Genomic DNA, 24,172 nt, shown 5'->3' on the forward strand with positions numbered 1-24,172 from the left:
CGAAATCAATGCTGGTGTGCACGCGGTTAACTGCGGCGTTCCAAATTGTTGTGTCAAAGGCTGTTCCAGGGTCCGCAAAGTTCGCGGAGCGCTTCTTAGTGGACGGTGCGGCGAGTGGCGGCTTAGTCCTGCGATCTGTGAATTCGAACCAGACCAGATTTTGCGCTTGCAGCGAATGACCGCAAAGCGGGCTGCGACCGCAGAATCTTGCCTGGGTGCTCAGTGTCCGGAATGGGCCGACCCCGTCATCTGGAGAAGCGCCTTTTACCTCAATATGATAGCGGATCACCTCAGCTGTAGAGGAACAGCTGTCGTCGACAATTCCTGCTTAAGGCCGACTTGGCAGCCCGATTTTGTTCCAGAGCTCATCGGCAACAACGCCTATTGCCTGGTCCCGGCGCCTCATCTTGAAGATCATAGTCCGGCGAAACGGGAACCCTTCCAGGTTCAGGGAGAGTAACGTCCCGGACCGCCTCTCTTCCTCTGTCATATGGTCGGGCAAGCCGCCCCAGCCGAGGCCGGCGAGGATCACTTTCTTCTTGGCTGCGAGGTCTGAAACCGTCCATTTCAGCCCACCCGGCAGCAAGTCCCGGCTCTGTTCATGCGCAGCGCCGCCTGTGCCGGCAGCAACCACCTGCACATGGCTTTGCATTTCGGATGCGGACAATGCGCGGGAACCGGCGGGCAGGCCCAAGCCGGGGCTGGCCACTGGCCGGATCGTGACCTCAGCAATCGGCTCTGCCTCAACTTCGTCCAGTGGCACCCCATCAAGAGACGCGACTGCGATATCTGCCTTACCCTCCATCAGCCGGGCAATCGGGCCGCCCATCATTTCCATCCGCAGCCGAAGGTGGGTGGCAAGGTGGCGCCGCCCTGTATGCGCAAGCGCGGGCAGCAAGGGGTCCAGATCCACTGTTGCGCTGACAGCTATTGTCAGTTCCGGCTCTTCGCGGGCGCGCAGCCGGGACGCAGTGGTGCGCAGCCCCTGCATCTGCCGCAGCACCCGGGACGCTTCGCGGTAGAAAATTTCGCCTGCAGGGGTGAGCGAGGGACGGTAGGCTTCGCGGCTGAACAACTCCAGCTCCAGCTCCTCTTCCAGCTGACGGATTGTGTGGCTGATGGCGGACTGCGATTTGTGCAACCGCTCGGCTGCGCCGCGAAACGTGCCGGTTGCGACAATGGCATCCAGGGCAATGAGCTGGTCGTGTTTCATGGGCTTCCAACATGATCGAATTTATTAATCATTATACTGAGAACACAATATTATCAATCAATCATGCCAGCAGGTAGTCATTGGACATCACCAACACAGGAGACTGTCATGAAACTCTACTACAAACCCGGAGCTTGCCCGCTGGCAAGCCATATAGCCCTGCATGAAACTGGCCGCCCGTTTGAAATCGAAGCTGTCGATACCGCTGCAGGTCTGACCGAAGGCGGTGCGGACTACCGCGCGATCAACCCCAAGGGTTATGTTCCGGCCCTGGGCCTGGAAGACGGCGGCGTTCTGACCGAGGGGGCGGCTATATTGCAGTATATCGCAGACAGCAGCCCTGAAGCAGATTTAGCGCCGGTGGCAGGCACACTGGCTCGCGCCCGGATGCAGGAACATCTCAACTGGATCGGGACCGAGCTGCACAAGGCATTTGGCCCGCTGTTCCGCGAGGGTACGCCTGAGGCCGGGAAAGATGCGGCGCGCGCCGCTGTTGCGGACAAGTTCGATTTCATTGAGACGCATCTGGAGGATGGCCGCGAGTGGCTGGTCGCGGATCAGTTCTCGGTGGCGGATGCCTATCTGTTCGTGGTCTCGAACTGGGCCAATTTTACAGGTATCGACCTGGCCCGCTGGCCCAATCTGGCCGCCTTTGTGAACCGCAGTGCTGCTCGCCCGTCGGCACAGGCAGCGATGCGCGCCGAGGGGCTGATTCAATGACGCCCTCCGACCACAAACAGGTCGGCGATCTGATGGGGGCCTATTTCGAGGGCCTTCATCAGGCCGACAGCACCATGCTGCGCGAGGTCTTCCACCCGCAGCTGGCCTATGTCTGCGCCACCGAGGACGATGAGTTGTATCTGGATCTTGAGACCTACATGAACCGCGTGGACGGGCGCGAGCCGCCCGCCAAACGCAGTGACCCGCGGGATGAGGAAATCCTGGAGATTGCCATTGTCAGCGACCGGCTGGCCCGCGTCAGCGCCCGGATGACCATGATGGGCCGAGATTTCCATGACCTCCTGACCCTGGTCCGATACGGAGCCGAATGGCGCATCGTTGCGAAGGTGTTTTCCTATGTGCCGCGAAAGGACTGACTGATGCCCTATGTGAATATCAAGGTGACCCGCGAAGGCGGGCCGGATAGCAAAGGCCCGAGCGCAGAGCAGAAAGCGCAGCTGATTGCCGGGGTCACCAGCCTTTTGCAGGACATTCTGGGTAAGAACCCGGCGACGACCTTTGTCGTGATCGACGAAGTCGCGCTGGAGGATTGGGGTATCGGCGGTGTGCCGGTGCAGGAATACCGGAAGCAGGCGCAATGAAGACGCGGCTGACAGAGGCGCTTGGGATCACTTTTCCGGTGATCCAGGCGCCAATGGCATTTGCTGCGGGCGGCGCGCTGGCCCGCGCCGTCTCCGGCGCCGGAGGGCTGGGTATGATCGGAGGCGCTTACGGAGATGCCGAGTGGATCGAACAGCAGTTCAGCATAGCTGCGGGAGCTCGCGCGGGCTGCGGGCTGATCACCTGGAAACTGGCGGAACAGCCGCACCTGCTTGACCAGGTGCTGGCGCATGATCCTGCGGCGGTTTTTCTGTCTTTCGGCAACCCGGAGCAGTTTGCGTCTGCGATCCGAGATGCCGACGTGCTGCTGATCTGCCAGGTACAGACCCTGCGTGATGCTCGGCAGGCGCTGGACTGCGGCGCGGACATCATTGTTGCGCAAGGAGCGGACGCCGGCGGCCATGGCGAGGCGCGCGGCACCTTTGCGCTCGTTCCCGAGATCGCGGACGAGATCGCACGCCAGAACAGCCAGGCACTTTTGTGTGCCGCAGGCGGTGTCACCGACGGGCGCGGTCTGGCCGCGGCCCTGATGCTTGGGGCGGACGGGGCGGTGATTGGCACCCGGTTCTGGGCCTCGCACGAGGCGCTGGTGCATCCGCACATTCTGGACCGCGCACTGCGGGCAACCGGGGACGACACAATCCGCACCCAAGTGGTTGACATGGTCCGCGGTTTTGATTGGCCCAGCCGCTACAACGGCCGTGTTCTGCGCAACCCGTTCATTCAGAAATGGCACGGCTCAGAAGACGCCTTGAAGCTGGAAGCGGGCGTTGAAGCGGCAAAATGGGCGGCAGCTCAGGATGCCGGAGATCCTGATGTTGCAACTGCCTTCGCAGGCGAGGGCATCGGTCTGATTAGCTCTGCGGCACCTGCCGGCGATATTCTGGCGAAGCTCATGGCGGATGCGCAGCGGTGTCTGGCTGGGGCGGTTGCATAACGCGGTGATCCGGGAAGAGCCAGAAACACTTGAGCTGGAGTAGGCGATGGCATGTTTACCGCCGCCTACTTTGTTGCGTCCTGTACGAAGGTCCGGTTCGGGGAAGAACGTTGGTCAACTTGCCGGGTCTACGAATGTCGGCTCAGGGCCGATGCCAGATTTGGCTGAGTCGGCGAACTAAATCTCAACAGGCAGTTCTCTTGCATCATTTTCAGCGAGACGCTCAGCAAGTTCCTTTCGCTTCGCCAAGGTTTCATAGAATTCTTGCGCTTCGATGTCGGTGTGAAAATCTGCGTCAGGGGCCAAACGCTGCACAGCTTCTTCGACCTCAGCTAGGGTCACTCGAAAGAACTCCTTGCGCATATTCGCTGCGTTAATCCGTTGTTCGGCAAACTCAGTGTGCAAGGCCGCTTCGAGTGCAGGTGCCTCTTCGGAGTATATCATCGCATGTGTGTCGAACAAAAACGGCACTGACGCATCGCCCAGCTCACGTACGCGGTCAGAGGGGTCCAGCCTTCTTGTTAGGCCAATCTTTACAACATCTTCCCCAAACGAACCGATGTTGGAAATGACGTAAACAAAACCGCTTTTAGTCTTTTCAGCCATGGCTTGCGCTCGTTCGGTTTTTGCATGGGCTTCAGCCAAAAGTTGCTCCAACTCTTGGACTTTTGCGCGGTGGGCGTCCGAGGTAACGACGCCAAGCTCAGCCCGTGCTTTTTCCAAAAGCTGTTGATAGCGCTCTTCTTCTTTTTGTGCTGCCTTGGCTTCTTGAAGAAGGCGTTTTTCTTCTCGTTCGAGGCGGGACGCCTCTGCGCGTTCATCGCGTTCGATTTTTAATTGTTCTCGATATTCGTGCGTAAGCCGAAGTTCCCGCAACTTAGCTCTTAAGTAATCCTCAGAGATTATGACGTTGTTAGACGCATTCAGTTTGTCGATAGCGTCGCGCGCACGGACAATCCGCTTCTCCATCGCTTGCACGTTGTTCCAGCGTGTATTTGCTATTGCGGCCTCGCATTCATTGTTAAAGGCTCGCAAGGTAATGCGAACAGCGCGATTTATCATCGTTTCGCCTTTCTTCGCGCTACCATCAACGGTCCACTCTTTGGTGCCAAAGACCGCCGTCTTACGTTTGACCATGTCTTTTTGGTCATTGCGGGCATCCTTAATCGCTGTTTTGAATCCTTCACTGTCACCAAAGTCAAAATGGGGTTCGTAGACACCCAGCTCAGCCAATGCCAACCTTTCATCGAATATCGCTAGTTCGCTTTTCAAGCGGTCGTAGGTGGACCGCTTTTGCTTATAGTCTTCGCGTAGTTCACGAATGTTATCCTGCATTGCACGGGCTTCGCCATTAAGTTTGGAGACCTTAGACTGGGTTTCATCAACTTGGCTTTGACCAAGAGCCTTTAGCCGTTCTACTTCGGCTTCCAAATCAACTATCGCGGCATAGCGTTCCAATGCTTTGTTATGCTCGGTCCGAACCGTCTCAGCCATTTCCTCGGCCTCTGCCTGTGCTGCGTTCAACCGCGCGTCGCAGTCCTCTTTGAGCTTTGCAATTTCGTGCTCTGCCTTTTGGGCATTCGCTAGTTCTTTCTTCTTGGCGCGGCGTAATCGAAAGTAGAAGAACGGTGACAAAAGCGCCAAGATCAAAATGAGTATGACAAATGCGACGGGGGCAAAACTCTGTGCTTGTTCCATGATCTCATGGAAACATTCTCGCTTTGATCATGCAACCAGAGATAGTTAGAGGGGCGCTCCCGTTCTTACAATTCGTCGCCATGGGCCTCTTGCCGTGAATGTCCCCTTTTGCGGGCTGCAACGCAGCATTCATAGGATTTGGGCAAGGGCTGCTTTGGGCCGCTGTATTCTAAGGCGCAAGCTTGTCGACTGGTCTGCGACGGGATACTCTTTAGCGTAGTTTTGGCGGTATGTTGACGTGGAACCATTTAAAAAAATTAGTCTTCCTATTGAGACCTATGGACTCGAAGTCCGAGCGGCAGAAGCATGCAATCGGACCTGTACGGGCTGCTCCCAAAGCAGTCCTTACCTGCGGCCAGAATTTCCAGATTTGCATGAACTAGATCAATCACTTTCATCGGCTCTCAAAGTGGTCTCACCTGGACGCATAACTGTTTTGGGCGGTGAACCACTACTGAACGAGAATATTGAAGCAGTACTCAAGGTCGTCCGCTCAAAAGCAATGCGCTCCAAAATTCACGTAACTACAAATGGTCTTCTCCTTGAGAAAGTGGATGATACCTTTTGGCAGCTGGTAGACCGTGTCGAGATATCAATTTATCCGTCAACTAGGTCCGTTTTGGAAAGGCGGTTGCCTCGCCTCAAAATGAAGGCGAAGAGTTTCGACGTAGAGCTCGACCTGTTGGAAATAGATTCATTTCGCCACATGAACCTAACAGAGGCTATAAGCAGCAGCGCAATTGTTCATAGGATCTACAAATCCTGCAGCCTCAAGTTGCATTGTCATACGATTTTTAGGGGCCGGTTCTACCTTTGCGCTCCTGCCGCTAACCTTTCCAGAGCACTCGAAAGTCGGACTGGCACGAAAGTCGACTTTGTCTCCGATGGCGTTGACTTGATAGGCAATCGACATCTGAAGAAGCAGCTATTGGAATACCTTAAATCGGAGAGCCCGTTGGGAACCTGTTCGTACTGCCTAGGTTCGGCGGGCATCGATTTTCCCCATCAAATGATGAAAGGTGATGATGCCCACAATCTTGAGCTTGCATTCCGAGATGACTTGCTCGACGCGAGTTGCATGGAGCAATCCTTCCTAAACGGTTTAGATCGATGAAAGGCTCGATCGAAGACTTTTACGATCCGGTTTTGTTCGATGAAAACGTAGGTGACGCTGATAGAGATGATGTCGTCACGGGCTACCTGAGGTTTGTAGGAGGAACGCCAACAACAGTCCTAGACATCGGAGCTGGTACCGGTCGGATCACACTCAAGCTCATAGAGGAACAGCACAGTGTAGTATCTGTAGATCGTTCGGAGCGAATGATCGAGGCACTCCGGGAGAAAGCAAAACGTCTATCCTTTGATCCAAGTCGTCTTACAGTCTTGTGCAATGAGTTCGGCCCAAACCGGATGAACCGGCGTTGTCGGGTGGCAATCGCGCCCGACGACTTTTTGTTGCATTTGCTCACCGTTGACGAACTCAATAAGTTCTTTTTGGATGTTTGCTCTTGGTTGGAGCCTAAAGCCAGACTTGCAACCAATATCCGGCCTCGAGAAATTTCGGCGATCACTTTGAAAGGTGATCCCATGCCACTAAAAACTTTCGGAATACAAGAAATGAGGAACGGGTTTTGCAGCGTGCAGTATTCTGAACAGATTTGTCCTGCGACACGAATCCTTCAAACAAGCTTTGAGTACAAAAAAAGTGATAGCGAGGGCACTGTCAAAGCCACCTGGCTGCGAAAACTCAACCAAAGACTCCATACCCATGAAGAGATTTGCTCCGCAGCTGAAGCTGCAGGCTTTGAATTGGAATCAGGCAAGACCACACCGGACAAAGAGAATATACAAGGCGTGGCAAGTGGTTGGTACTATTTCGCAAAGGTGGAGTAATGCATGAAGCGAAAAAGTCAGTCAGCCTCATAATTCCGACATATAATGGTGCAGAGCGCGTTAATAGACTCCTTGCACGAGTTCAAGAAATACAACCGGTGGAACTTCTTGAAGTACTGATCTGTGATGATGGGTCTTGCGAGGAGCTGGCACCAAGGCAACTCTTCTTTGAGAGCGGACCACGCATTCGTTATCTAAAGCATAGCCGAGACGGTGCACGAAGAGGGCGTGCGCGGAACTTGGGCATTCGCGAGGCACACGGCGACATATTTCTTTTCATAGATGACGATTGCCTGATTGGACCCAAGACATTAGCCGCTCACGTTTCGATACACACTGCGCCCAGGGGATGCGTTGGTTTGGGGTACCGAACAAGGCAAAGAATGAGTAATGGGGAACTGCTTACCACGCTTGATTTTCGCCGAAAGATTCTGGGTCGAAACGGCGCTCTCGCCTCTCAATGTAAGGCCCCTTGGAAGTACGGCTTCACTTGCAACCTTTCGGTTTCGGGTCAAGCTCGAAACGTCGAGTTTGCTTCTGAATTTAGGGGTTGGGGCTACGAAGACCTTGAATACTGTTATCGCGTCCACAAGCTTGGAATCCCATTTCATGGTGTTCCTAGAGGGACAATTTGGCATATCGATGAGCACACAGAGGATCCATTTCGGCTAAGAGACTTGATTGGAAAGTCTGATTTTACATCTGCAGTTTTGAATGCCACCAGGTTTGAAGCAATGCACAAAAATGACCAAGAAATAGTACGTTTCGTCCTTAGGGAGTTGGAGGGGCTCGAGGTGGTGGGTGACAGATGCTTGTCAACTGATACACCGATGCCGCCGAAGGAAATCCTCAGTTGGGCGAAAGAACAGTTGGACGGGATGATGAATGAGTAAAACCGTAAAGTCATGTGACCGTGGGGCGGTCCCGGACATTGAAGTCCTAATCGTCTCCGGTCGAGGTCAAAGCGCAGCAGAACACGCGCTTGCGGTAGTCGGCGGTCAGGACTATCGCGGCTGGGTCCATTCTCTGTTGATTTGTGATGACTGGCATTGGCAAGGTGAGCCTCCTCAAAAACATGAGCTTCGGTCATATCGACGTATCAGTGTATTGGATGCGGATGGCGTATCTAACCAAGCGACGATGGAACGCGTGGCGCGCCTCAGGAACTTAGCACTTTCCTTGTCATCAGGACGGCTGCTTTGCTTTCTGGATGACGATAACAGATGGGCACCAAACCACCTCTCCAGCCTCGCAGATGCTATTGAGTCACAAGGCGTCGACGCAGCCCACTCCTGGCGGCGGATCCAAGACAAACAAGGAAATAGATGGGGTGGAAACAGCTTCCCTTGGGGCAATGAACCCAAAAGGCAAGGAGAGATCTTTGAACGCCTCAAGGAAGCCAACGTGATCACCCGAGGCTCGGATGTATTTCGAGATACGCTAGAGTTCCAAGACGAGGGCCAGAGGGTCGGCTTGGTCGATATGGGTTCGTGGCTTTTTCAAAGACATGTGTTTGATAGCATTCGGTTTGAAAACACCTACACTGAATGGGAACTGTTTAACCTAGTCTCAGAGGACGACAAACTATCGCAAGAAATCGTGGATCGAGGGTTTTCGACAGTTTGCACTGGTGAACCCACTTTGACGTATCGATTAGGGGGATTTTCAAATGGCGGAGACGAAAGCCTACGGGACAGATTTCAAAGGGGTGAAGCGCTCCAACCGTGAGTTATCACTGGCTGAGTGGCGTGAGGGAAAATTGGAACTCCAAAGCCTCCCAAGGGCCATTTTTATTGAACTAACACAAGGCTGTAATCTCAAGTGCCCTATGTGTCGGCCCACCATCATCGGCATTCACGAAAGAAAGATGTCTGACGAAGTCTTCGACCGAGTTCGTAATGAGCTGTTTCCGACAGCGGAGCTTGTAGACCTAAGAGGCTGGGGAGAGAGCCTGCTACTCCCAGAAATCGGCGAGCGAATTGACGAGGTTGTGCAACACAATGCCAGAGTCCGCTTTGTTTCAAATCTGTCGTTTAAGCGTGACAAGGTTCTGGACCAACTGATCGATGCCGACGCAATACTCGACGTTTCGCTCGACTCCGCGGCCTCCGATGTACTTAGTTCCGTGAGAGGGGGAGCGAGGTTAGATCTTATCCAGCGAAACCTGAAGCGCTTGCTAAAAAGCCAGCACATGCGCAGAAATGTCACTATTCTGGCTACAGTACAAAGAGCAACCGTCTCCGGAATCCCAGATCTCATTGATTTTGCATCAACAGTGGGGGTGTCGCGGCTTCGGCTTTCCCCAGTAACCTGTGATGAGAACTCTGATATGGATATCTCTCAACATGCAGATGAGGTCGACCGGGCCTTATCGCTTGCTCGGGAGCGATCTAGATCCAACGGTGTACAGATCGAAGTCGGTGCAAAAGTGGGAAGCGTCTCAGGCGAAATGGGAGGTAGTTCTTGTATCCACCCGTGGGGTTATTGCTATGTCTCCTACGAGGGGAATATAGGATTTTGTGATCACCTGATCGGCGACGGCGACAAGGAATATCTCGTTGGAAACATTATGACGGACCATTTCGCTAATATCTGGAATAATCGGGCATGGACGTCTCTTAGAGCAGAACATCTCTTGGGTCGCCGCCGCCCCGCCGCCCCTTTGTTTGCTCATTGCGCATGGTGCTACAAAAATAAGTATGTTGACTTCGAGGACATGTTTGCGCCGGAACTGGAGAGTAGTCGCGTCATTCTGTGACAGGTTTAGACATCTTTCTACGCAGCATGAGCTGTGATGGGCACGTATTTTCTGGCTCCGCCTTCCAGCTTTGTTCTAAGTTTCCATCGGCAGCGAAAGTCGGCAATACGGGCTGCAAGCGCAGCATTCTGAGCTTACGGTCAAGGTCCGGATTGGGCCGCCTTTATCTGAGCAGGACAAATTTGCCGAAAAGGTGCCGTGATCGCTCCTACCTCAGCATGAGCCCATCGTAACCGATGCTGCGCAGTTTGGAACGTCGGCTTCCACTTCGCAAACCAGGTAGTGTTTGTGATTACGGCGGCAAGTCGCCGCCGCAATCGAGCGCTCAATCCAAAAGCACGACGGCCTCGACCTCGAAAAGCATTGGATCGATGGCGAGCTTTGGAACGGGGATCAGGGTTTGCGCGGGCAGTGTATCGCCAAACATCCGCAGCACATTTTCGGTCAGCACACCTAACTTCGACATATCGTGGTCGACCACGAACACGGTCAACTTGACGACGTGACGAGGGAGAGCGCCGAGCGCGTCGAGGACCGCAGCCAGATTGGCATAGGCCTGCTCAACCTGATTGGCGAACTCCGGCGATAGATTACCGGTTTGATCCTGTCCGCCTTGACCTGAGACAAAGGCAAGCCGCCCAGCAGCAGGAGAGATTACTGCGGTGCTGTAGCCGTTTGGCGTGGGATCATTCAGATGCGGCGGATTGACGATGATCGGCAGTGCGCGATGGGTTGTATTCTGATCTGGGGACGTCATGTTCATTCTCCTTGCTGAGTGGTCCGGGATCGACTTAGAACCCTATGGTGACAAAATTTGTCACCAATTTTGCTAAGTTGAATAAATGAACATCCGTCTCCGTCATGATGCCATCGTGCGCACCCTTCGCCGTAACGGAATTGCAACGGTCGATGAATTGGCCGGTCAGGTCGGTGCGTCCAGACGAACGGTATTGCGCGACATCGGGGCGTTGCGTGACCAGGGCTTTGTCATCCATTCCGAATGTGGGCGCGGCGGGGGCGTGCAACTTGATCCGCAATCCGTGCAGGCCACCGCCCGTCTTTCGGTCACAGAGGTGTTTGCGCTTCTCGTCAGTGTCGCAGCCATGCGCGCGGCGCGCAGCCTTCCCTTCTCGGGCCTCGCTGACTCGGGACTTGCTAAGATCGAGAAGGCCCTGCCGTCGGACAAGGTGCGCGATCTGCGCAGGTTCCTTGACTGCCTGCATGTCGGACAACTTCCGCCCAAACAGGACATCTCGGACATGGGCACGATTGACCTCGCGCTTTTGCCTGCCTTCGAGACCGCATTTCTGCAACGGCAAAACCTGCGCTTCGGCTACCGGGACGCCAAGGGCACAGAGACGAGTCGCGAAGTCGAACCGCAAGCTATGCTCATCCTGCCGCCGCTCTGGTATCTCGTAGCCTGGGATTCCAGCCGTGAAGATTTCCGGCATTTTCGTATGGATCGGATTAATGGGCCAGAGATTGTCGAGGGATCATCGTTCCGGAGACGGCATGTTCCGTTCGAGGACGATGTCTGCCCATTCAGCGAATTACCGCGCTGAACACCAGGAACGCGTGAAGTCCGGTCGGCAGGGATCCCATTATCTTGACCCGTCAACAGCCCAAAAATGGTGGATCGGGGTCCACGCTCAATCCCTTTACCCTTTGTTGGGATTCTTTTTGGAACGTTTCGCATCGACCTGCTTCTTCGTCAGTGCAACACGGATGATGCGCTGAAACCGCGGGCACTCCAGATGATTTTCGGCGGTGCAATTCATGACATGGCGAAGGCCATCCCGTAAGGCCGTCAGCTCCTTGATCCTCACGTCAATTGCATCGGCCTTTGCCGCCAGAACCTTGCGATCCAGATCGGGCCTGCCTTCTGAACCTATCGTTTCTTTGATCTCGCCGAGTGAAAACCCGGCGGTTTGCGCCAGTGAAATGAGGGAAATTCGCGTCTTCACCTCATCCTCATAGAGACGCTTCAATCCCCTTCGGCCCGCCGACCGGATGAGGCCAACTTCTTCATAATCGCGGAGCTTTGACGGTGAAAACCCGCTCACGCGAGAGAGTTCGGAAATGTCGAGCATGATCTTGACCTCAAGTGGGCTTGAAGTTGCATGTTGCCCCTCCACTGCAAAACATCAACAGAAACTAAGGTCGATACTTCCATGACAACAGGAATTTTCTTCAGCGCGGTTCTGATCGGTATAATAGCGACAGCCTTCATGGATGTGGTCGCCCTTTCCCAGAAGCTGATCTTCTCTCAGCAATCGCTCAACTATGCGATGGTGGGCCGTTGGCTCGGTCATGTGGCACAGGGACGGCTCGTTCATCGGCCCATCATGGCCAGCGACCCTGTACCGGCGGAGCGTTTGTTGGGCTGGAGCGCACATTATCTGACGGGCGTCGTGTTTGCGCTGTTTTTTTTGGCCGTGGTCGGTCGGGGCTGGCTTAAAGCGCCGAGCCTGCTGCCTGCGATTGCGTTTGGAATACTGACAGTGCTGGCGCCTTTTCTGATCCTTCAGCCGGGCATGGGAGCGGGGCTGGCGGCACGGTTGACGCCCGACCCGAATACTGCACGGCTCAAGAGCCTCTTTGCACATCTCTGCTTTGGAATTGGGCTTTGGATCGCGGCAAACTGCATATCCAGCTTGTTGTAACTTTTCGCGAAGAGCGTACCGAAAGCTGTCATAAGCGCCACGGGGCGCTTATGACTGCCTTGTTGCGTATCCCGTAAACTGCAAAGCTTGGTTTTGGATGTCCGCTTCGGGCTGTCGCTGGTCGCTATCCATGGCGCAGAGGATGGCAGCGAATAGACGCAGATGATCTTGATCACGGCAAAGAAGGTCAGGGGCCGATGTCCTGACCTTCTGAGGATTACCAGGTTGAGTTTGGGTCAACCTTGAACAGGTGCTCCATGAACACTCGGGTGACCGCTTGCAGTTTGTCCGTGCGGGCGTGGTCGCGTTGCAGTTCTGCTGGAACGACGTTCCAGGTGATCGGCTCAACGCCGGCTTCGATCATACGACGCATACCGTTTTCATGGCTTAACTGGGAGATTGAACCGACGGCGTCTTCGGGTACATAAACATCATAGCCAGATTTCTCGGCTTCAATAGCAGGGTATGCCAAGCATACGTCGGTCCACAGGCCACCCATGATCAGCTTCTTCCGCCCGGTTGCCTCAACAGCGGCAACAAACTCGGGCTCTTCCCAAGCGTTCACATTGGTCCGATCAATGAACACAGCGTTTGGAGCCAGTTCCTTAAGTTCCTCGATCATCGGATCATAGCCATTCAAGCCGACGGCTACGTGGCTGAAGATGATCGGGATGTCATAAATAACCGCGGTCTTGATCAGACCATTGGTGTTGTTGATCAGCTCTTCGTGATCGATATTCCTTACCCCAGCCAAAATCGGCGGTTGGTAGTCGATAAGGATCAGCGCCGAGTTGCTTGGTGACAGAAACGGGTCCTCATCCGCGGCCCGCACCGGTGTACCCTGGTAGCCTTCCGGGTAGGTGGCGACGCCATCCACAGTTTTGATCACCGGGGTTTCTGCAAGTACTGGCAGCGCGGTGGCAGCGATGGTCAGACTCAGGGCCGTTGCAAGGCGCTTGAGAGAGAAGGTCATGAGAGTTGCTCCTTTGGATGTAGGGGTTAGGCGTGGACGTGCTCGGCAATCAGCTGCGCAACTGACGGTCCTGGGCCGACAAGCTCCAGCACGTTGCGATCCGGATCGCGGATGAAGATGGTTTTGGTGCCGCGGAATTCACGGCGGCCGGTGATGGCGATGCCGTTTTCGGTGACAAAGGCTTCGGTCGCCTGGGCATCTTTCACCTTGACGGCCAGGTGGGTGATGCCGGGGTATTTCTCAGCCTCGTCCATCAGAACGTTTTCACCAGCCTTTGCTGTGGCGGGTCCAAGCAAATTGATGTTGATCCCGGACGGGTGCAGCATCACCAGCGGATGGCCGTTGTCATAACCACCGTCAGCGATCAGTTCGAACCCCAACAGTTCGTAAAACGAAACAGACGCATCCCGGTTGCTGATGCGAATACCGATGTGATCGAAGTTTCTAATATCCAACATGGCTGAGCCTTTCCTTTACTTGCACCAAAGTTAACTTTGCCTGTATCAAACATTAATACTTCATCTGGAACGGCATTTATTACAAATGGATCACAATAAAGACCTTTTTGATGGCATGGTTCTGTTCTGCGCAGTGGTGGCGCAAGAAAGCATGAGCGCGGCGGCCAAAATGCTGGGACACACCCCCAGCCATGTCAGCAAGGAAATTGCCCGGCTTGAAACGCGCCTTGGTACGCGGCTTTTAAACCGGACAACACGACGGCTTAGCCTGACTGAATCCGGCCGCATCTACTATGAAAACGCCCGCCGAATTGTAGAAGATGCCCATGCCATGCAAGACCGGTTGCATTCGATAGGCGACCGCCCCTTTGGGGAATTGCGGATGAGCGTTCCTGTGGTCTTTGCCCACGGCTGGCTGAATCAATGGTTGCCCGAGTTTCTTGACCGCTACCCTGACGTTAACCTGCATCTGGACATATCTGAACGCCATTCCGATATAATCGGAGAAGGTATAGATTTGCTGGTTCGGATTGGGACCCTGCCGTCGTCTGATCTGATAGCCCGAGAGATACTGCGCACGCGGGGTCTTACAGTGGCATCCCCTTCCTATCTGAAACGCAATGGCACCCCGCATCACCCTAACGACCTGAAAGATCACGAACTGATCGATTTCTCGTTTCACGGGATCACGCAAAGCTGGGCATATGCAGGGCCGGATGGAGAGGTGGTCACCGTACCAATTTCACCAAGGATACGATGTGACGATGCACACACCGAAAAAGTACTTGCCCTTGCAGGTCGCGGAATTACCCGATTGCCGGAAATTTCATGTCAGACCGAACTGGACGCCGGAACGCTGGTTCCCATACTCACGGCGTTCGAAAACCCACCGCTTGGCATTCATGTGATCTATGCCAGCCGTGAAAACCTGCCGGCAAAAACGCGTGCCATGATCGATTTCTTGGTCGACAAGATCCGTTGAAATCGCGCCCCTTGCTGACTTCACGAAGCGAATTGACGTTTGTAGCTGACATCTTGAACCCAGTACAAAACATTGGCTCGGTCGCCGCGAAAGTTCACTTTGTTGCGCGATGGGTGAGTTCGTAATCATATTTTGTTTGCAGCAACAGCGAAGGGCCGAAAAGCGGGCTGCGGTCACAGCATTGTTGTGGGTTGCCAGATGTCTCCTTTGTCCGCGACCTGTGAGTTGGCCTAACTCCCAATTTCGCGTATGCGGCGAATGGCGGGTTCTACGGGCCGTGCTGCAGCATTCGAGCAGTGCAGCGGACGGCAGGTTTGGGCCGTCCCCGTGTCAGTTATTTGCGGGGCAGGGGGCTTTGCTGCACCGGCACCGAGGTCAGCATCGAGCCCTTCGCAACAAATGCTGCGAACGGAACGAATGGCTGCTATGACGAGTTGGCTAGGAAGCAGTATGAGGTTTACCAAACTCAATGTTCGAAAAGGTTCTGTGTCTTTGGGCGTGGGGATCACCTGAAACACCTATGCAGCGATTAGGTGCATTCTTGATGATGTTGGTGTCTGTTTTTGCCGCCGCAATCACTTTGGGTGCTGTTTCTCAGGCTCTCGACAACACTTGGACCGTCTCAGGAGTAGCCGCAAGTGTATTTGGTGTCGGAGTGATGTCACTCTTACTCCCCACCGGGCTGGCACACGGTCTTGCGGCGGCTTTTCCTCTGATTTTTGATCGTTGGAAGCATAAGCGAAACATGCGATTGGGAGACTATGTGATGCTACAGCTGGATGGACTTAAGTTCTTTTATTCGCTTTTAGGTTGGGCTAGCTCAATTGGATTGGTCGCACTTATTGCGTATCTGCTAGTGTCCTAGGTCGCATAGCCCGTCTCGTTTCGTCAAACACTGCAGCCATTTGAGGGTTTGTTCCAAATGACCGCAAAGTCCGCCCTACAGACCTTTAATCGCCTCCATATCTCGCTTGTGCGGCGAATGGCCGGTTTGGTGAAGCCGCGGTGCAGCGTAGCCGAACCGAATAAAGGTCAGCTTAGGGCCGTCCTCGTGATCAGCTACTATCGAGGCAGGGGGCTTTGCTGCAACGGCCCCGAGGTCGGCTTCGAGCCCAAAGCGGACCAAGTAAATTCTGATTTCAGCCTTATAACAGTCGTCCCTAAGGTGTGTGCCAGATTGGCGATGTGTATGCCCTCTCTTGTATCGACCGTGGGGCTTCGTCAGGGATCTCGGTTCCGAGCACTTTGGCATCTTATGTTGTCCAACGTGGCGCTGGTATTGCCAACACTCTGGCATAGTAGAAAGAGCTTTGTTCCGGATCGTAATCGGGGTCTTCCCAACACCCCGATAGAACTGCCTGACCAATATCGTTTGTCCAAGTAGCACTCTCAACGTCAACCGTGTCGCCAACGGACCCGTCACACTTCGCGTTCACTAGTTCGCGCCCGCCGCAAGATAAATCGTAAACACGTTCCGAAGTTGTCCCGTCGCTATTTAGCCACCCTTTGACGATTTGAATGCGGTCTAGATTGGCTCCATCGGGGTCACGTAGAGCACGAACGAGGAACCGTGGAGAACGACCGTCATTTTCTGCTTGCAAATCTGGCCCCATCGGGACGCCTCCTTCATATCTATACGCGGCAAAATCAGCACGCGGCAGGTCCGTATCTTCAAAATCGTATCCGGCAAAAACGCGAATGCGCATGCGCGGACCTGTGGTTGCGTAGACTTCTTTCTCAGCAAGAGCGTGCCAAATGGCCTCGCGTGTGTTTTCTCTTGCCCAAACTGCCGCCATTCCCGACGCCGAAGTTTGCCATGCATATTGGGCAACCTTCTCGTCCCCACCGATGCCGCCCACGACTTCTTCGAAGCGGACCGGATCCGCAGTGGATTCAACGGCAGCGTTAAGTTGTTGCCCAAACTCAGTCATGAGAAGCGTGGCGTCTTTCGCTGCCAACAGCGGCGCGAGACCCAAGTTCTCAGCGTGATCGGCAACCACCAAAAAGTCCAATGGTCTGCGCAGCCTAGCTTCGACACCTGTGCTGGATATCACCACCTCGTCCTTGGCAAAGCGGTACGCTTCATCAGGGCCTAGCACATTGCCGATCATACCGGCATCTGCAGAGTAGGACGTATGCAAATGAGTGTCGCCAAGAAAGACCTGATTGGGGAAGCTCTGCCGTGGATAAGGTGAATACTGCCTGTCGCCGCGTTGAGTGCTCGGGATGTCCTCGGCATGGGCGCAAAAAGCAAGCAAAATGGTAAGAACAGATGCAAAACGGATCATTTTCGACCTCATCTATTGCACGAATGATGCTACGTTAAATGCATATTTCTACGACTCGTTCTTGTTCTTCGAAATAATTAGATTCTATCTACCGCACTAAGCCGTTGGCTAGGTTCAGCGGGGCGGAGGTGGAAGCACCTTCTTCGACTGGAGTACCTGAAGGATGTCAATAATTGCCTCAGTACTCGTTTCGATTGAACCTCGGAAGAACAGTCCGACGCCACCTTCCCCTAACTCCCGTGTGCCACCGGCGTCGTAAGTTGGCGAGAGAGAGACAAGTTCGGGAGGTAGTTCTGGGCATACCGGGTTTCTTTGAAGTATTGCGTTCGCGGTCTCGATGAATACCAGCCGAATCTTTTCGATATTGCCATTTGCATCGGACGACTCGGTGAGTTGATCCGGAGCAAGTCTCAGGTCATCCAAACGGAAAAAAAGGCAGTCATCTTTGAATTCGGCCGAAGCGGAAGCACCCACCGTCAAACCACCAGCGAAAGTGTTCTCGCCGCGTATAGATCCACCGTCGCTGCGGTTTTCGCATCGGAAAAGCTCTGCTTCGATCCTCCCACTTAACGAAATCACTGTATCGTCGGCACGGGCCGTTGCTTCGGTCACGCCGATCAATGCGTTGCAGACATCTACAAACGCGGCTCGTTTGAGTTCCTCTACAAGTATTTCTTTTGCCCGGCGAAGGTCTATGACACTTTCGATTGAGATCCTTGTCGCGTTCACATCTTTTAGTCTCAATGCCAGATCAACGGGAAACTCACGATCTCCTAGCTTGACGTCCCCGTTTGCTTCGAAGGTAACCTCTTCAGCCAACAGCGCGGTTCCGAAAAGCCCGGCAGTAGCTAGTATCAGAAGAAAGATCCGATCCATCATCCCGCACCCCCAACAATACCGCGAGATTGCATAACCGCCAGGAGTTCCATCATCGTCATCGCACTGGTGTCGATTGAGCCGCTCAACGCAACACCGATGCCACCGTCACCAATTTCTCGTGTACCGCCGGCGTCGAAAACCGGATTCAACGAAGAAAGCTCCGAAGGCATCTCCGGACAAATCACATTCTCTTCGGTGAACTCCTTTGCCTTGGTGAGAACGACCTCCTCGACTCGCTCCGTGAGGCCAATTAGATTAACCAACCCGCCGACAAACCCGGTAGGTTGAAGCACGACGTCGGCAAGATCAAAGTGAACGCATTGATCTTGAACATTGGCGCGTGCCGCTGCGGCGATCCCAACAGTCGTCGAGATAAAGCGTACTCCACGCCCGTTGGTCCCCTCGGATTCTTCGTTTCGACAACGATAAAGCTCGACGTCCACTGAGCCTACGAGTTCAATGAGATCACCGCTGGCGCGGGCGTCGTCGAGTTCAAAGTCAACATTCAAAGAGCAACTTTGTTCCAGAGTACCCGACAGAAGCGCGGGCGCTTGGACTTGGATTTCTCGCAGATCTAAGAGCCCCCGGAAACCTAGGCGCGTTGACGTCACACTGCTGATGCCCGCGTTAAATGTGTAAGGTAGGTTTTTCCCACGAGCGGGAATCTTGTTTGAGATGCTAAATTGAACTTCCCCGGCGTAGTCGCTTGGCGACGCATTCTGTGCACTGGGTCGAGCGTTCAACTCGGACTTCAAAAGTTCTGGGTTCGTGGTTGCGCAGGATGCGAAGAACAGCAAACACACAAAGGCAAAAGGTACGGTTTTACGCGCCCCAAGTTCCGCCAAACTCCATTGTAGTTCTATTCCCATTACCCTTCGCTCAACCTCACCGTTGAATATCAACCCTAACGTACAGCGTCACGGCGAAGGTCAACAGTTTGCACCACGAAAATATACTGGTGCGGTGTTGTGTTGTCGCAACGACTTGCAGTTGACGCGGGTCCTTTGAAACTTCGAGCATAAGCTCCGCCCACAAGACTTTTCTCTCGCGTTAAGCACTGAGCAGGAGCAGATGCATTCGGGCATCTGCCAATATTGCGAGGGTATACTTTCGATTCGTCACCATGCCTGCACCTCTCATCAACAAAACGACTCCTAGGCGTCACAATGTGTTTTACTCTCGACACAAGGTGCTTTTCACCTCCACAAGGGTGTTAAGCCACTAAAGAGGGAAAAACCATGCGCTTGCTTTCTATACTTATTGTGACGGTTCTATTCACAACCGGCGCGGTTGCCCAAACAATCGACAGGATAACAAAAAACAACGAAATCCGATTTGGTTTTCGAACAGATGCTGCTCCGTTGTCTTACATTAACGACCAAGGTCGCCCATTTGGTCTGTCGCCGTTGATTTGCGATCATGTAGCGAAGGTAATTGCGCAGAAACTGGAATTGAAGGATTTGAATGTTCAGTTCATTCCGGTCGACTCTAAGGATCGTTTCGACAAAGTAGCTTCCGGAGAGGTGGATATGCTCTGCGGGGCAGCGTCGATTACACTTTCCCGACGCGAAATTGTTGATTTCTCAATTCCAACTTATGTCGATGGCACGTCCATATTGTTACCAATCGAGGCTGAGGGCACCATGGGTGCACTCGCGGGAAAGAAGGTTGGAATGAGAAGCAGCACAACAACAGAAGCGTCCGTTCTGAATTCATTTGAAGCTGCAGGTATCGACGCAGAAATGGTGCGGTTCGCTTCACACCCAGACGGTATCAAAGCACTTCGAGACGGTGAAATTGACGCCTATTTTGCAGATCAGTCGATTTTGCTGGTCAACTACATTGCTGCAGGACTAAAGGGCAAATTCAAACTATCCCAGGAAATACTGACGATAGAAAAGCAAGGATTGGCCATTGCGAGGGGTGACGAAAACTTTCGACTCGTTGTCGATAGTATTCTGTCAGAAATGTATGCTCAGGGCACAATGGAAGAGATATTTCGTCTCGCTTTGCCGGGGGTGGAGCCGAGCGAAGCACTAAAAGCTCTGTATGTTTTCGCCCCCATTAATCCCTGAAGCTTGTCGCGCAAAACAGTTTTGTCGGGAGTTAATCGCCCTGCGCAATAGAAGCTGGCCTTGTAAGCAAATTGACGGCTCAAGCCAGCTTGACCAATGACCGTGTTTTACTAAATGATCCTCCATTTGGCAGGCCAGTTGCCAGAATCACGGTCTTAGGCGATCCTTCGATAAATTGAAGGATCGCAATATGTTTAGATATATAATATTTGCTCTCAGTTTAAGCGCATCTAACGCCCTGTTCGCACAAGAGGCGTCCGATACTGTTGCAACGGAAGTTACGTCTGAAACTTCATCCGACCTTCTATCTGATGCTGAGTTGCAAACTTTGGTCGCCCCGGTGGCTCTTTTTCCCGACACTCTACTCATACAGATATTTGTTGCGGCCACTCAGCCACTGGAGATTGTTAAGGCAGAACGGTATTTGTTGGATAACGCCGACCGCGACCCCGTAGAGATCGAGCCGGAAATCGAAGCTATGGGCTGGGATCCGTCTGTAAGTGTATTGGCCACGGCGTTCCCCGAAGTCGTCGGTCAAATGGCCACCCACATCGATTGGACCGAGACAGTCGGCACCGCCATGCTGGCCCAGTCCGACGATGTGCTGGATGCGGTGCAGGTAATGCGGGATCAGGCAATTGACAGCGGAGCTCTTGTTTCCGGGCCCGAGCAAACTGTCGAGGTATCTGATGAAGAAACGGTTGTAATTACTCCGACACAACCCGAAACAGTGTACGTCCCGCAATATGATCCCGAGACTGTCTATACCGGCCCGTCGACCGGGGACGTAGTGGGCGCGGCCTTGCTGACATTTGGCACCGTGGCGCTGATCGACGAGATTTTCGACGATGACGACGACTGGTATGACTATTGGGGGTGCCGGAATTGCGGCGGATGGGGCGGTGGCCCGATATACAGAAACCCGGACATCGACATAGACGTCGACGGCAACGTCAATATCGGTAACGATATAGATCTTGGTGACCGAACTGATATCGGATGGAAACCCGATCCTGACCGAAAAATGGAAGCCCGGGACAAGATCGCTGATCACAAAAGGCCGGAAGGTGGTCGCGGCGACCTGCCTGTCAACCGCCCCGAGGGTCGCACGGACGAACTCCGCGCAAAACTGAGCCGTGAATCCGGTGCTGCAGATATTAGCAGGGGAGGCGCGGCAGCAGTTGCAGCCGGTGCAGGGGCGGGGGCTATCGCGAGCGGTGCTCTGGCCAATCGAGGTAGTGGGAGCAATTCCTTGCCGCAGGTTAATCGCGGTAACGTAGATCGGGACAAGGCTGCTGCCAAGCAGCAGGCCATCGATCGGACTAAACGGCCAGATGCGGCGAAGAAGCCTGTCAAAAAGAAACCGCAAGCAGCTAAGAAACCTCAAGTAAAAAAGGCCACGGCTCAGCAAAAAACCGCTGCGTCCAAAGGTAAGGCTATGAAGAAAAAATCTTCAGGCGGCAAAGCTCACAAGGCGTCCAAACGGGGACATGCTGCCAAAGGCAAGGGGAGGCGGTAACATGCGTAAATCGGTTTTTTCTATTTTAGTGATCGCAGTGGCTACTGGACCGGCGTTTTCCGACGGTGCCCTGTTCGAAACTCCGCAAACCGCACTGGACGCTTTTGTCGAAGCGTTAAGGGCCGATGATCAGAACAAGCTGCTCGAGATTTTCGGACCAGAGGCAGAAGATCTAATCGGAACGGGTGATCCGGTGGAAGATCAGCAAAGAAGGCAGGAAGTGCTTGGCATGTATGCTGAGGGATACCGCTTTCAGCCCGAGGATGATGGGGTTTTTCTTCTGCTTGGCGAAGATAGTTGGCCCTTTCCGATCCCAATTCTGCAAGCTGAGAATGGTTGGAAGTTTGATTTAGAAGCCGGGGTAGAGGAGCTTTCCGCCCGTGAAATCGGACTGAATGAATTGGAAGTAATCGAAACGCTTGAGGCCTATGTTGATCTTCAGGCGGCGTTTCGTCTTGTGGACCACAATGGCGATGGCGTCATGGAATTTGCCCAAACGATCATATCGGATCCCGGCGCACGAAACGGCCTCTTCTGGCCAGAAGAAGACAGTTTTGTCGGTGAAGCCCTTGCCCGCGCCACCGCCTCGGGGTGGAGCGACGGTGCGGATGATTTCGAACCCGAACCTTTCCTCGGTTACTACTTCGCAATTTTGCAGGGGCAGGGACCAAATGCTCCGGGTGGTGCCTATTCCTATTTTGTCGGCGATCGGTTCGTGGCAGGTCACGCCTTGCTTGCGGTGCCTGCGGACTACGGAGAAACGGGTATCCATTCTTTTCTCGTGGGTGAAAACGGCACCGTGTTCGAGGCGGACTTTGGGCCGGATACGCTTGAAATAACTGCTGAGATATCGACCTATGATCCCGGCCCAAATTGGTCACCAGCCGAGGAAAATTAGATTGGCGGCGACGCTTAGTTGCAGGGCTTTGGTTTAACCGATTTTTTGCCGTGTGCAGGTGTAGATTGAATGCAATTTTCGACTTAAGTGGCACTGGTTCGGGAAGGATCGATTTTGGGAAATCTAATTAATCGATGAAATAACTGCCCTTGATTCAATTTGACCCAACTTGCCCGCAATGGTTTGACCGAACGGCCGCTTTGTCCGGGTTCTGTGAGTCCGCTTGTGTTGAGATATTGCTGTCGTAGCGAATGACCGCAAAGTGGGCTGCAACTGCAGCATCGTGACGGCATGTCGAGTGACCGGTAAGGGCCGTGTGCGAATTCGATGTCATCTAGCCTAAATGGCCGATGCAGTGAGCATGACGATTACCTCAGGCCAACCTGCACTCGTTATCCTGTACAATCTAGGGCAAGATTGCTATTTGACCTATTCCTGCAACCATAGCAAACTTCAGACTAGAAAGGTGGTGTAAACCACATGCAGGTTAGTGTTCGCGACAACAATGTCGATCAGGCCCTTCGGGTTCTTAAGAAAAAGCTCCAGAAGGAAGGCGTTTTCCGTGAAATGAAGCTCAAGCAACATTTCGAGAAGCCATCCGAGAAAAACGCACGCCAGAAAGCTGAAGCGATCCGGCGCGCTAGAAAGCTGGCACGTAAGAAGTTGGAACGCGAAGGATGATGTAATCATTCCTCGACGCTGAAAAACAGCCCCCGTTGTCCGATGGCAGCGGGGGTATTACGTTTCAATGGGCTATTTGACATGAGAGCGCTACAAATTAGCTTCATGCGGCACGCGTTTTGCATAGCCGAGAACGCAGACTGTGTTCACGGATGAAGCGCCATCCCACGAAAACACCCCACTCGCATAATCCTTTCTGCGCAGAGTCAGTCGAAGTAGTGCACCAGCGGGCGGGCGGCGCGGAAGATCTCAATCAGCAGATCGATTACCTCGTCGTCGAGCAGCAGAGCGTCTGGCAAATCTTTGCGGCATCCCAAGCCAGCCATCTTCAGATAGGGCGCGGCGGGGTCGTTACTTGCAAAGCCTTCCGGCAAAGTACCCAACGCCTTTCGCGTGACAATTCCGTCCGGGAAAATCTTCTTAAACTCAGAGTCGTCCAAGATGGCTGTCAGGCCGCTCGGATCATCGATCAAACGCGTCCGCATTCGGACGAGCGCGTCCTTGGAGGGTTTGAAAAGTGCAGCTCCTGCGTAGCAATTTTCTGGCTCGATGTGGAGATAGTATCCGAAGCTTTCTTCGGGATTACTAGCATTGGCAAAAACATCCACGTCCGAGCGGTATAGAGCACGCCCGATGCGGTCTCGTGGTTCCTGAAAGAATTTGGTGTAGCTTCGCTTCGGTTTGATCCCCGCCTCAGCCACGAAAGGATCAAAGCGATCAGCATAGTCGTACAGTGTCATTGCGATACCAGCAAAATTGCGCAAGGCGTCGTCGCGATCTTCGCGGTGCTCGTCCATCCAGGCTTTGCGGTTGTTCATTCCGAGATCCGCAAGGAACGCAAATGTTTCTGGCTCTACCACGGGCGCAACTCCTGTTTCGCAGTTGCCAAGAGGCTTGACTGCATTCCCACCGCACT

At 53.7% G+C, this 24,172-nt stretch carries 26 protein-coding genes and 1 pseudogene; 17 read left to right on the forward strand and 10 right to left on the reverse strand.

Annotation, left to right across the window (positions count from 1 at the left end; translation table 11 throughout):
- Window positions 1–328 precede the first annotated feature (328 nt).
- Entirely contained in the window at window positions 329–1,213 is an 885-nt protein-coding gene (locus tag AC2FLE_RS18630) for a LysR family transcriptional regulator (protein ID WP_496698896.1), read from the reverse strand.
- Window positions 1,214–1,321: 108 nt separating this feature from the next.
- On the opposite strand from AC2FLE_RS18630, the gene gstA reads away from it, so the two are divergent.
- The 4 genes from gstA to AC2FLE_RS18650 are packed head-to-tail and all read left to right on the forward strand — an operon-like array spanning window position 1,322 to window position 3,491.
- Window positions 1,322–1,933 carry a glutathione transferase GstA gene (gene gstA / locus AC2FLE_RS18635; protein WP_496698897.1) on the forward strand — a complete coding sequence of 204 codons (612 nt, stop codon included), beginning with the start codon at window positions 1,322–1,324 and terminating at the stop codon, window positions 1,931–1,933.
- A complete protein-coding gene (locus AC2FLE_RS18640; RefSeq protein ID WP_496698898.1) occupies window positions 1,930–2,310 on the forward strand; it encodes a nuclear transport factor 2 family protein in 381 nt (126 codons plus the stop codon). The genes gstA and AC2FLE_RS18640 overlap by 4 nt, the downstream gene beginning before the upstream one ends.
- Before the next feature lie 3 nt (window positions 2,311–2,313).
- On the forward strand, window positions 2,314–2,535 hold the full coding sequence (locus AC2FLE_RS18645; protein WP_496698900.1) for a tautomerase family protein: 222 nt from the start codon (window positions 2,314–2,316) through the stop codon (window positions 2,533–2,535).
- Complete coding sequence (locus tag AC2FLE_RS18650) at window positions 2,532–3,491, forward strand: NAD(P)H-dependent flavin oxidoreductase (RefSeq protein WP_496698902.1); 960 nt, start codon at window positions 2,532–2,534, stop codon at window positions 3,489–3,491. Before AC2FLE_RS18645 ends, AC2FLE_RS18650 begins: the two co-directional genes overlap by 4 nt.
- 177 nt (window positions 3,492–3,668) lie before the next feature.
- On the opposite strand, the gene AC2FLE_RS18655 is transcribed toward AC2FLE_RS18650, so the two are convergent.
- The gene (locus AC2FLE_RS18655; protein WP_496698903.1) at window positions 3,669–5,189 is read right to left on the reverse strand and encodes an SNIPE associated domain-containing protein; all 1,521 of its coding nucleotides are present in this window, start codon (window positions 5,187–5,189) and stop codon (window positions 3,669–3,671) included.
- Between the two features lie 238 nt (window positions 5,190–5,427).
- Between AC2FLE_RS18655 and AC2FLE_RS18660 the strand changes: the two genes are divergently transcribed.
- The 5 genes from AC2FLE_RS18660 to AC2FLE_RS18680 are packed head-to-tail and all read left to right on the forward strand — an operon-like array spanning window position 5,428 to window position 9,840.
- Window positions 5,428–6,303: a radical SAM protein gene (locus AC2FLE_RS18660; protein ID WP_496698904.1), complete on the forward strand. Its 876-nt coding sequence runs from the start codon at window positions 5,428–5,430 to the stop codon at window positions 6,301–6,303.
- Window positions 6,300–7,082 carry a class I SAM-dependent methyltransferase gene (locus AC2FLE_RS18665; protein WP_496698906.1) on the forward strand — a complete coding sequence of 261 codons (783 nt, stop codon included), beginning with the start codon at window positions 6,300–6,302 and terminating at the stop codon, window positions 7,080–7,082. The genes AC2FLE_RS18660 and AC2FLE_RS18665 overlap by 4 nt, the downstream gene beginning before the upstream one ends.
- Window positions 7,082–7,975, forward strand: a complete 894-nt coding sequence (locus AC2FLE_RS18670; protein ID WP_496698908.1) for a glycosyltransferase family 2 protein — start codon at window positions 7,082–7,084, stop codon at window positions 7,973–7,975. Before AC2FLE_RS18665 ends, AC2FLE_RS18670 begins: the two co-directional genes overlap by 1 nt.
- Window positions 7,968–8,810: a glycosyltransferase gene (locus tag AC2FLE_RS18675; RefSeq protein ID WP_496698910.1), complete on the forward strand. Its 843-nt coding sequence runs from the start codon at window positions 7,968–7,970 to the stop codon at window positions 8,808–8,810. The genes AC2FLE_RS18670 and AC2FLE_RS18675 overlap by 8 nt, the downstream gene beginning before the upstream one ends.
- Window positions 8,752–9,840: a radical SAM protein gene (locus tag AC2FLE_RS18680; protein WP_496698912.1), complete on the forward strand. Its 1,089-nt coding sequence runs from the start codon at window positions 8,752–8,754 to the stop codon at window positions 9,838–9,840. The genes AC2FLE_RS18675 and AC2FLE_RS18680 overlap by 59 nt, the downstream gene beginning before the upstream one ends.
- Before the next feature lie 325 nt (window positions 9,841–10,165).
- On the opposite strand, the gene AC2FLE_RS18685 is transcribed toward AC2FLE_RS18680, so the two are convergent.
- Window positions 10,166–10,597 (reverse strand): RidA family protein, encoded by a 432-nt coding sequence (locus tag AC2FLE_RS18685; RefSeq protein ID WP_496698914.1) that lies wholly within the window; start codon window positions 10,595–10,597, stop codon window positions 10,166–10,168.
- Window positions 10,598–10,682: 85 nt separating this feature from the next.
- Here AC2FLE_RS18685 and AC2FLE_RS18690 point away from each other — a divergent pair, with 85 nt between their 5' ends.
- Window positions 10,683–11,402 carry a helix-turn-helix transcriptional regulator gene (locus AC2FLE_RS18690; RefSeq protein WP_496698916.1) on the forward strand — a complete coding sequence of 240 codons (720 nt, stop codon included), beginning with the start codon at window positions 10,683–10,685 and terminating at the stop codon, window positions 11,400–11,402.
- Window positions 11,403–11,498: 96 nt separating this feature from the next.
- Here AC2FLE_RS18690 and AC2FLE_RS18695 read toward each other — a convergent pair whose 3' ends face one another.
- The gene (locus AC2FLE_RS18695; RefSeq protein WP_496698918.1) at window positions 11,499–11,930 is read right to left on the reverse strand and encodes a helix-turn-helix domain-containing protein; all 432 of its coding nucleotides are present in this window, start codon (window positions 11,928–11,930) and stop codon (window positions 11,499–11,501) included.
- A gap of 81 nt (window positions 11,931–12,011) precedes the next feature.
- On the opposite strand from AC2FLE_RS18695, the gene AC2FLE_RS18700 reads away from it, so the two are divergent.
- Window positions 12,012–12,503, forward strand: a complete 492-nt coding sequence (locus AC2FLE_RS18700) for a DUF2938 domain-containing protein (protein ID WP_496698920.1) — start codon at window positions 12,012–12,014, stop codon at window positions 12,501–12,503.
- Between the two features lie 217 nt (window positions 12,504–12,720).
- Here AC2FLE_RS18700 and AC2FLE_RS18705 read toward each other — a convergent pair whose 3' ends face one another.
- Together AC2FLE_RS18705 and AC2FLE_RS18710 are read right to left on the reverse strand one after the other, a co-directional pair.
- Complete coding sequence (locus tag AC2FLE_RS18705; RefSeq protein ID WP_496698922.1) at window positions 12,721–13,476, reverse strand: hydrolase; 756 nt, start codon at window positions 13,474–13,476, stop codon at window positions 12,721–12,723.
- Between the two features lie 26 nt (window positions 13,477–13,502).
- Window positions 13,503–13,934 (reverse strand): VOC family protein, encoded by a 432-nt coding sequence (locus tag AC2FLE_RS18710; protein WP_496698924.1) that lies wholly within the window; start codon window positions 13,932–13,934, stop codon window positions 13,503–13,505.
- An 85-nt stretch (window positions 13,935–14,019) separates the two neighbouring features.
- Here AC2FLE_RS18710 and AC2FLE_RS18715 point away from each other — a divergent pair, with 85 nt between their 5' ends.
- Together AC2FLE_RS18715 and AC2FLE_RS18720 are read left to right on the forward strand one after the other, a co-directional pair.
- Window positions 14,020–14,916 carry a LysR family transcriptional regulator gene (locus AC2FLE_RS18715; RefSeq protein WP_496698926.1) on the forward strand — a complete coding sequence of 299 codons (897 nt, stop codon included), beginning with the start codon at window positions 14,020–14,022 and terminating at the stop codon, window positions 14,914–14,916.
- A gap of 469 nt (window positions 14,917–15,385) precedes the next feature.
- A complete protein-coding gene (locus AC2FLE_RS18720) occupies window positions 15,386–15,781 on the forward strand; it encodes a hypothetical protein (protein ID WP_496698928.1) in 396 nt (131 codons plus the stop codon).
- A gap of 295 nt (window positions 15,782–16,076) precedes the next feature.
- Here the strand turns inward: AC2FLE_RS18720 and AC2FLE_RS18725 are convergent.
- From AC2FLE_RS18725 to AC2FLE_RS18735, 3 genes and pseudogenes are all read right to left on the reverse strand, one after another.
- Window positions 16,077–17,216, reverse strand: a pseudogene (locus AC2FLE_RS18725) (DUF3604 domain-containing protein).
- A 102-nt stretch (window positions 17,217–17,318) separates the two neighbouring features.
- Window positions 17,319–18,083, reverse strand: a complete 765-nt coding sequence (locus AC2FLE_RS18730; protein ID WP_496698929.1) for a hypothetical protein — start codon at window positions 18,081–18,083, stop codon at window positions 17,319–17,321.
- A complete protein-coding gene (locus tag AC2FLE_RS18735) occupies window positions 18,080–18,952 on the reverse strand; it encodes a hypothetical protein (protein ID WP_496692139.1) in 873 nt (290 codons plus the stop codon). The genes AC2FLE_RS18730 and AC2FLE_RS18735 overlap by 4 nt, the downstream gene beginning before the upstream one ends.
- Before the next feature lie 369 nt (window positions 18,953–19,321).
- Between AC2FLE_RS18735 and AC2FLE_RS18740 the strand changes: the two genes are divergently transcribed.
- The 4 genes from AC2FLE_RS18740 (at window position 19,322) to rpsU (ending at window position 23,256) form a co-directional block, all read left to right on the forward strand.
- On the forward strand, window positions 19,322–20,158 hold the full coding sequence (locus AC2FLE_RS18740) for an amino acid ABC transporter substrate-binding protein (protein WP_496698931.1): 837 nt from the start codon (window positions 19,322–19,324) through the stop codon (window positions 20,156–20,158).
- A 190-nt stretch (window positions 20,159–20,348) separates the two neighbouring features.
- Window positions 20,349–21,677, forward strand: a complete 1,329-nt coding sequence (locus tag AC2FLE_RS18745; RefSeq protein ID WP_496698933.1) for a DUF3300 domain-containing protein — start codon at window positions 20,349–20,351, stop codon at window positions 21,675–21,677.
- Between the two features lies 1 nt (window position 21,678).
- Window positions 21,679–22,575, forward strand: a complete 897-nt coding sequence (locus AC2FLE_RS18750; protein WP_496698935.1) for a DUF2950 family protein — start codon at window positions 21,679–21,681, stop codon at window positions 22,573–22,575.
- A gap of 480 nt (window positions 22,576–23,055) precedes the next feature.
- On the forward strand, window positions 23,056–23,256 hold the full coding sequence (rpsU, locus tag AC2FLE_RS18755) for a 30S ribosomal protein S21 (protein ID WP_040700433.1): 201 nt from the start codon (window positions 23,056–23,058) through the stop codon (window positions 23,254–23,256).
- A 206-nt stretch (window positions 23,257–23,462) separates the two neighbouring features.
- On the opposite strand, the gene AC2FLE_RS18760 is transcribed toward rpsU, so the two are convergent.
- On the reverse strand, window positions 23,463–24,116 hold the full coding sequence (locus AC2FLE_RS18760) for a DUF2461 domain-containing protein (RefSeq protein WP_496698937.1): 654 nt from the start codon (window positions 24,114–24,116) through the stop codon (window positions 23,463–23,465).
- Between the last annotated feature and the right edge of the window lie 56 nt (window positions 24,117–24,172).

It is taken from the genome of Ruegeria sp. CDSA077 (genome assembly GCF_059612265.1).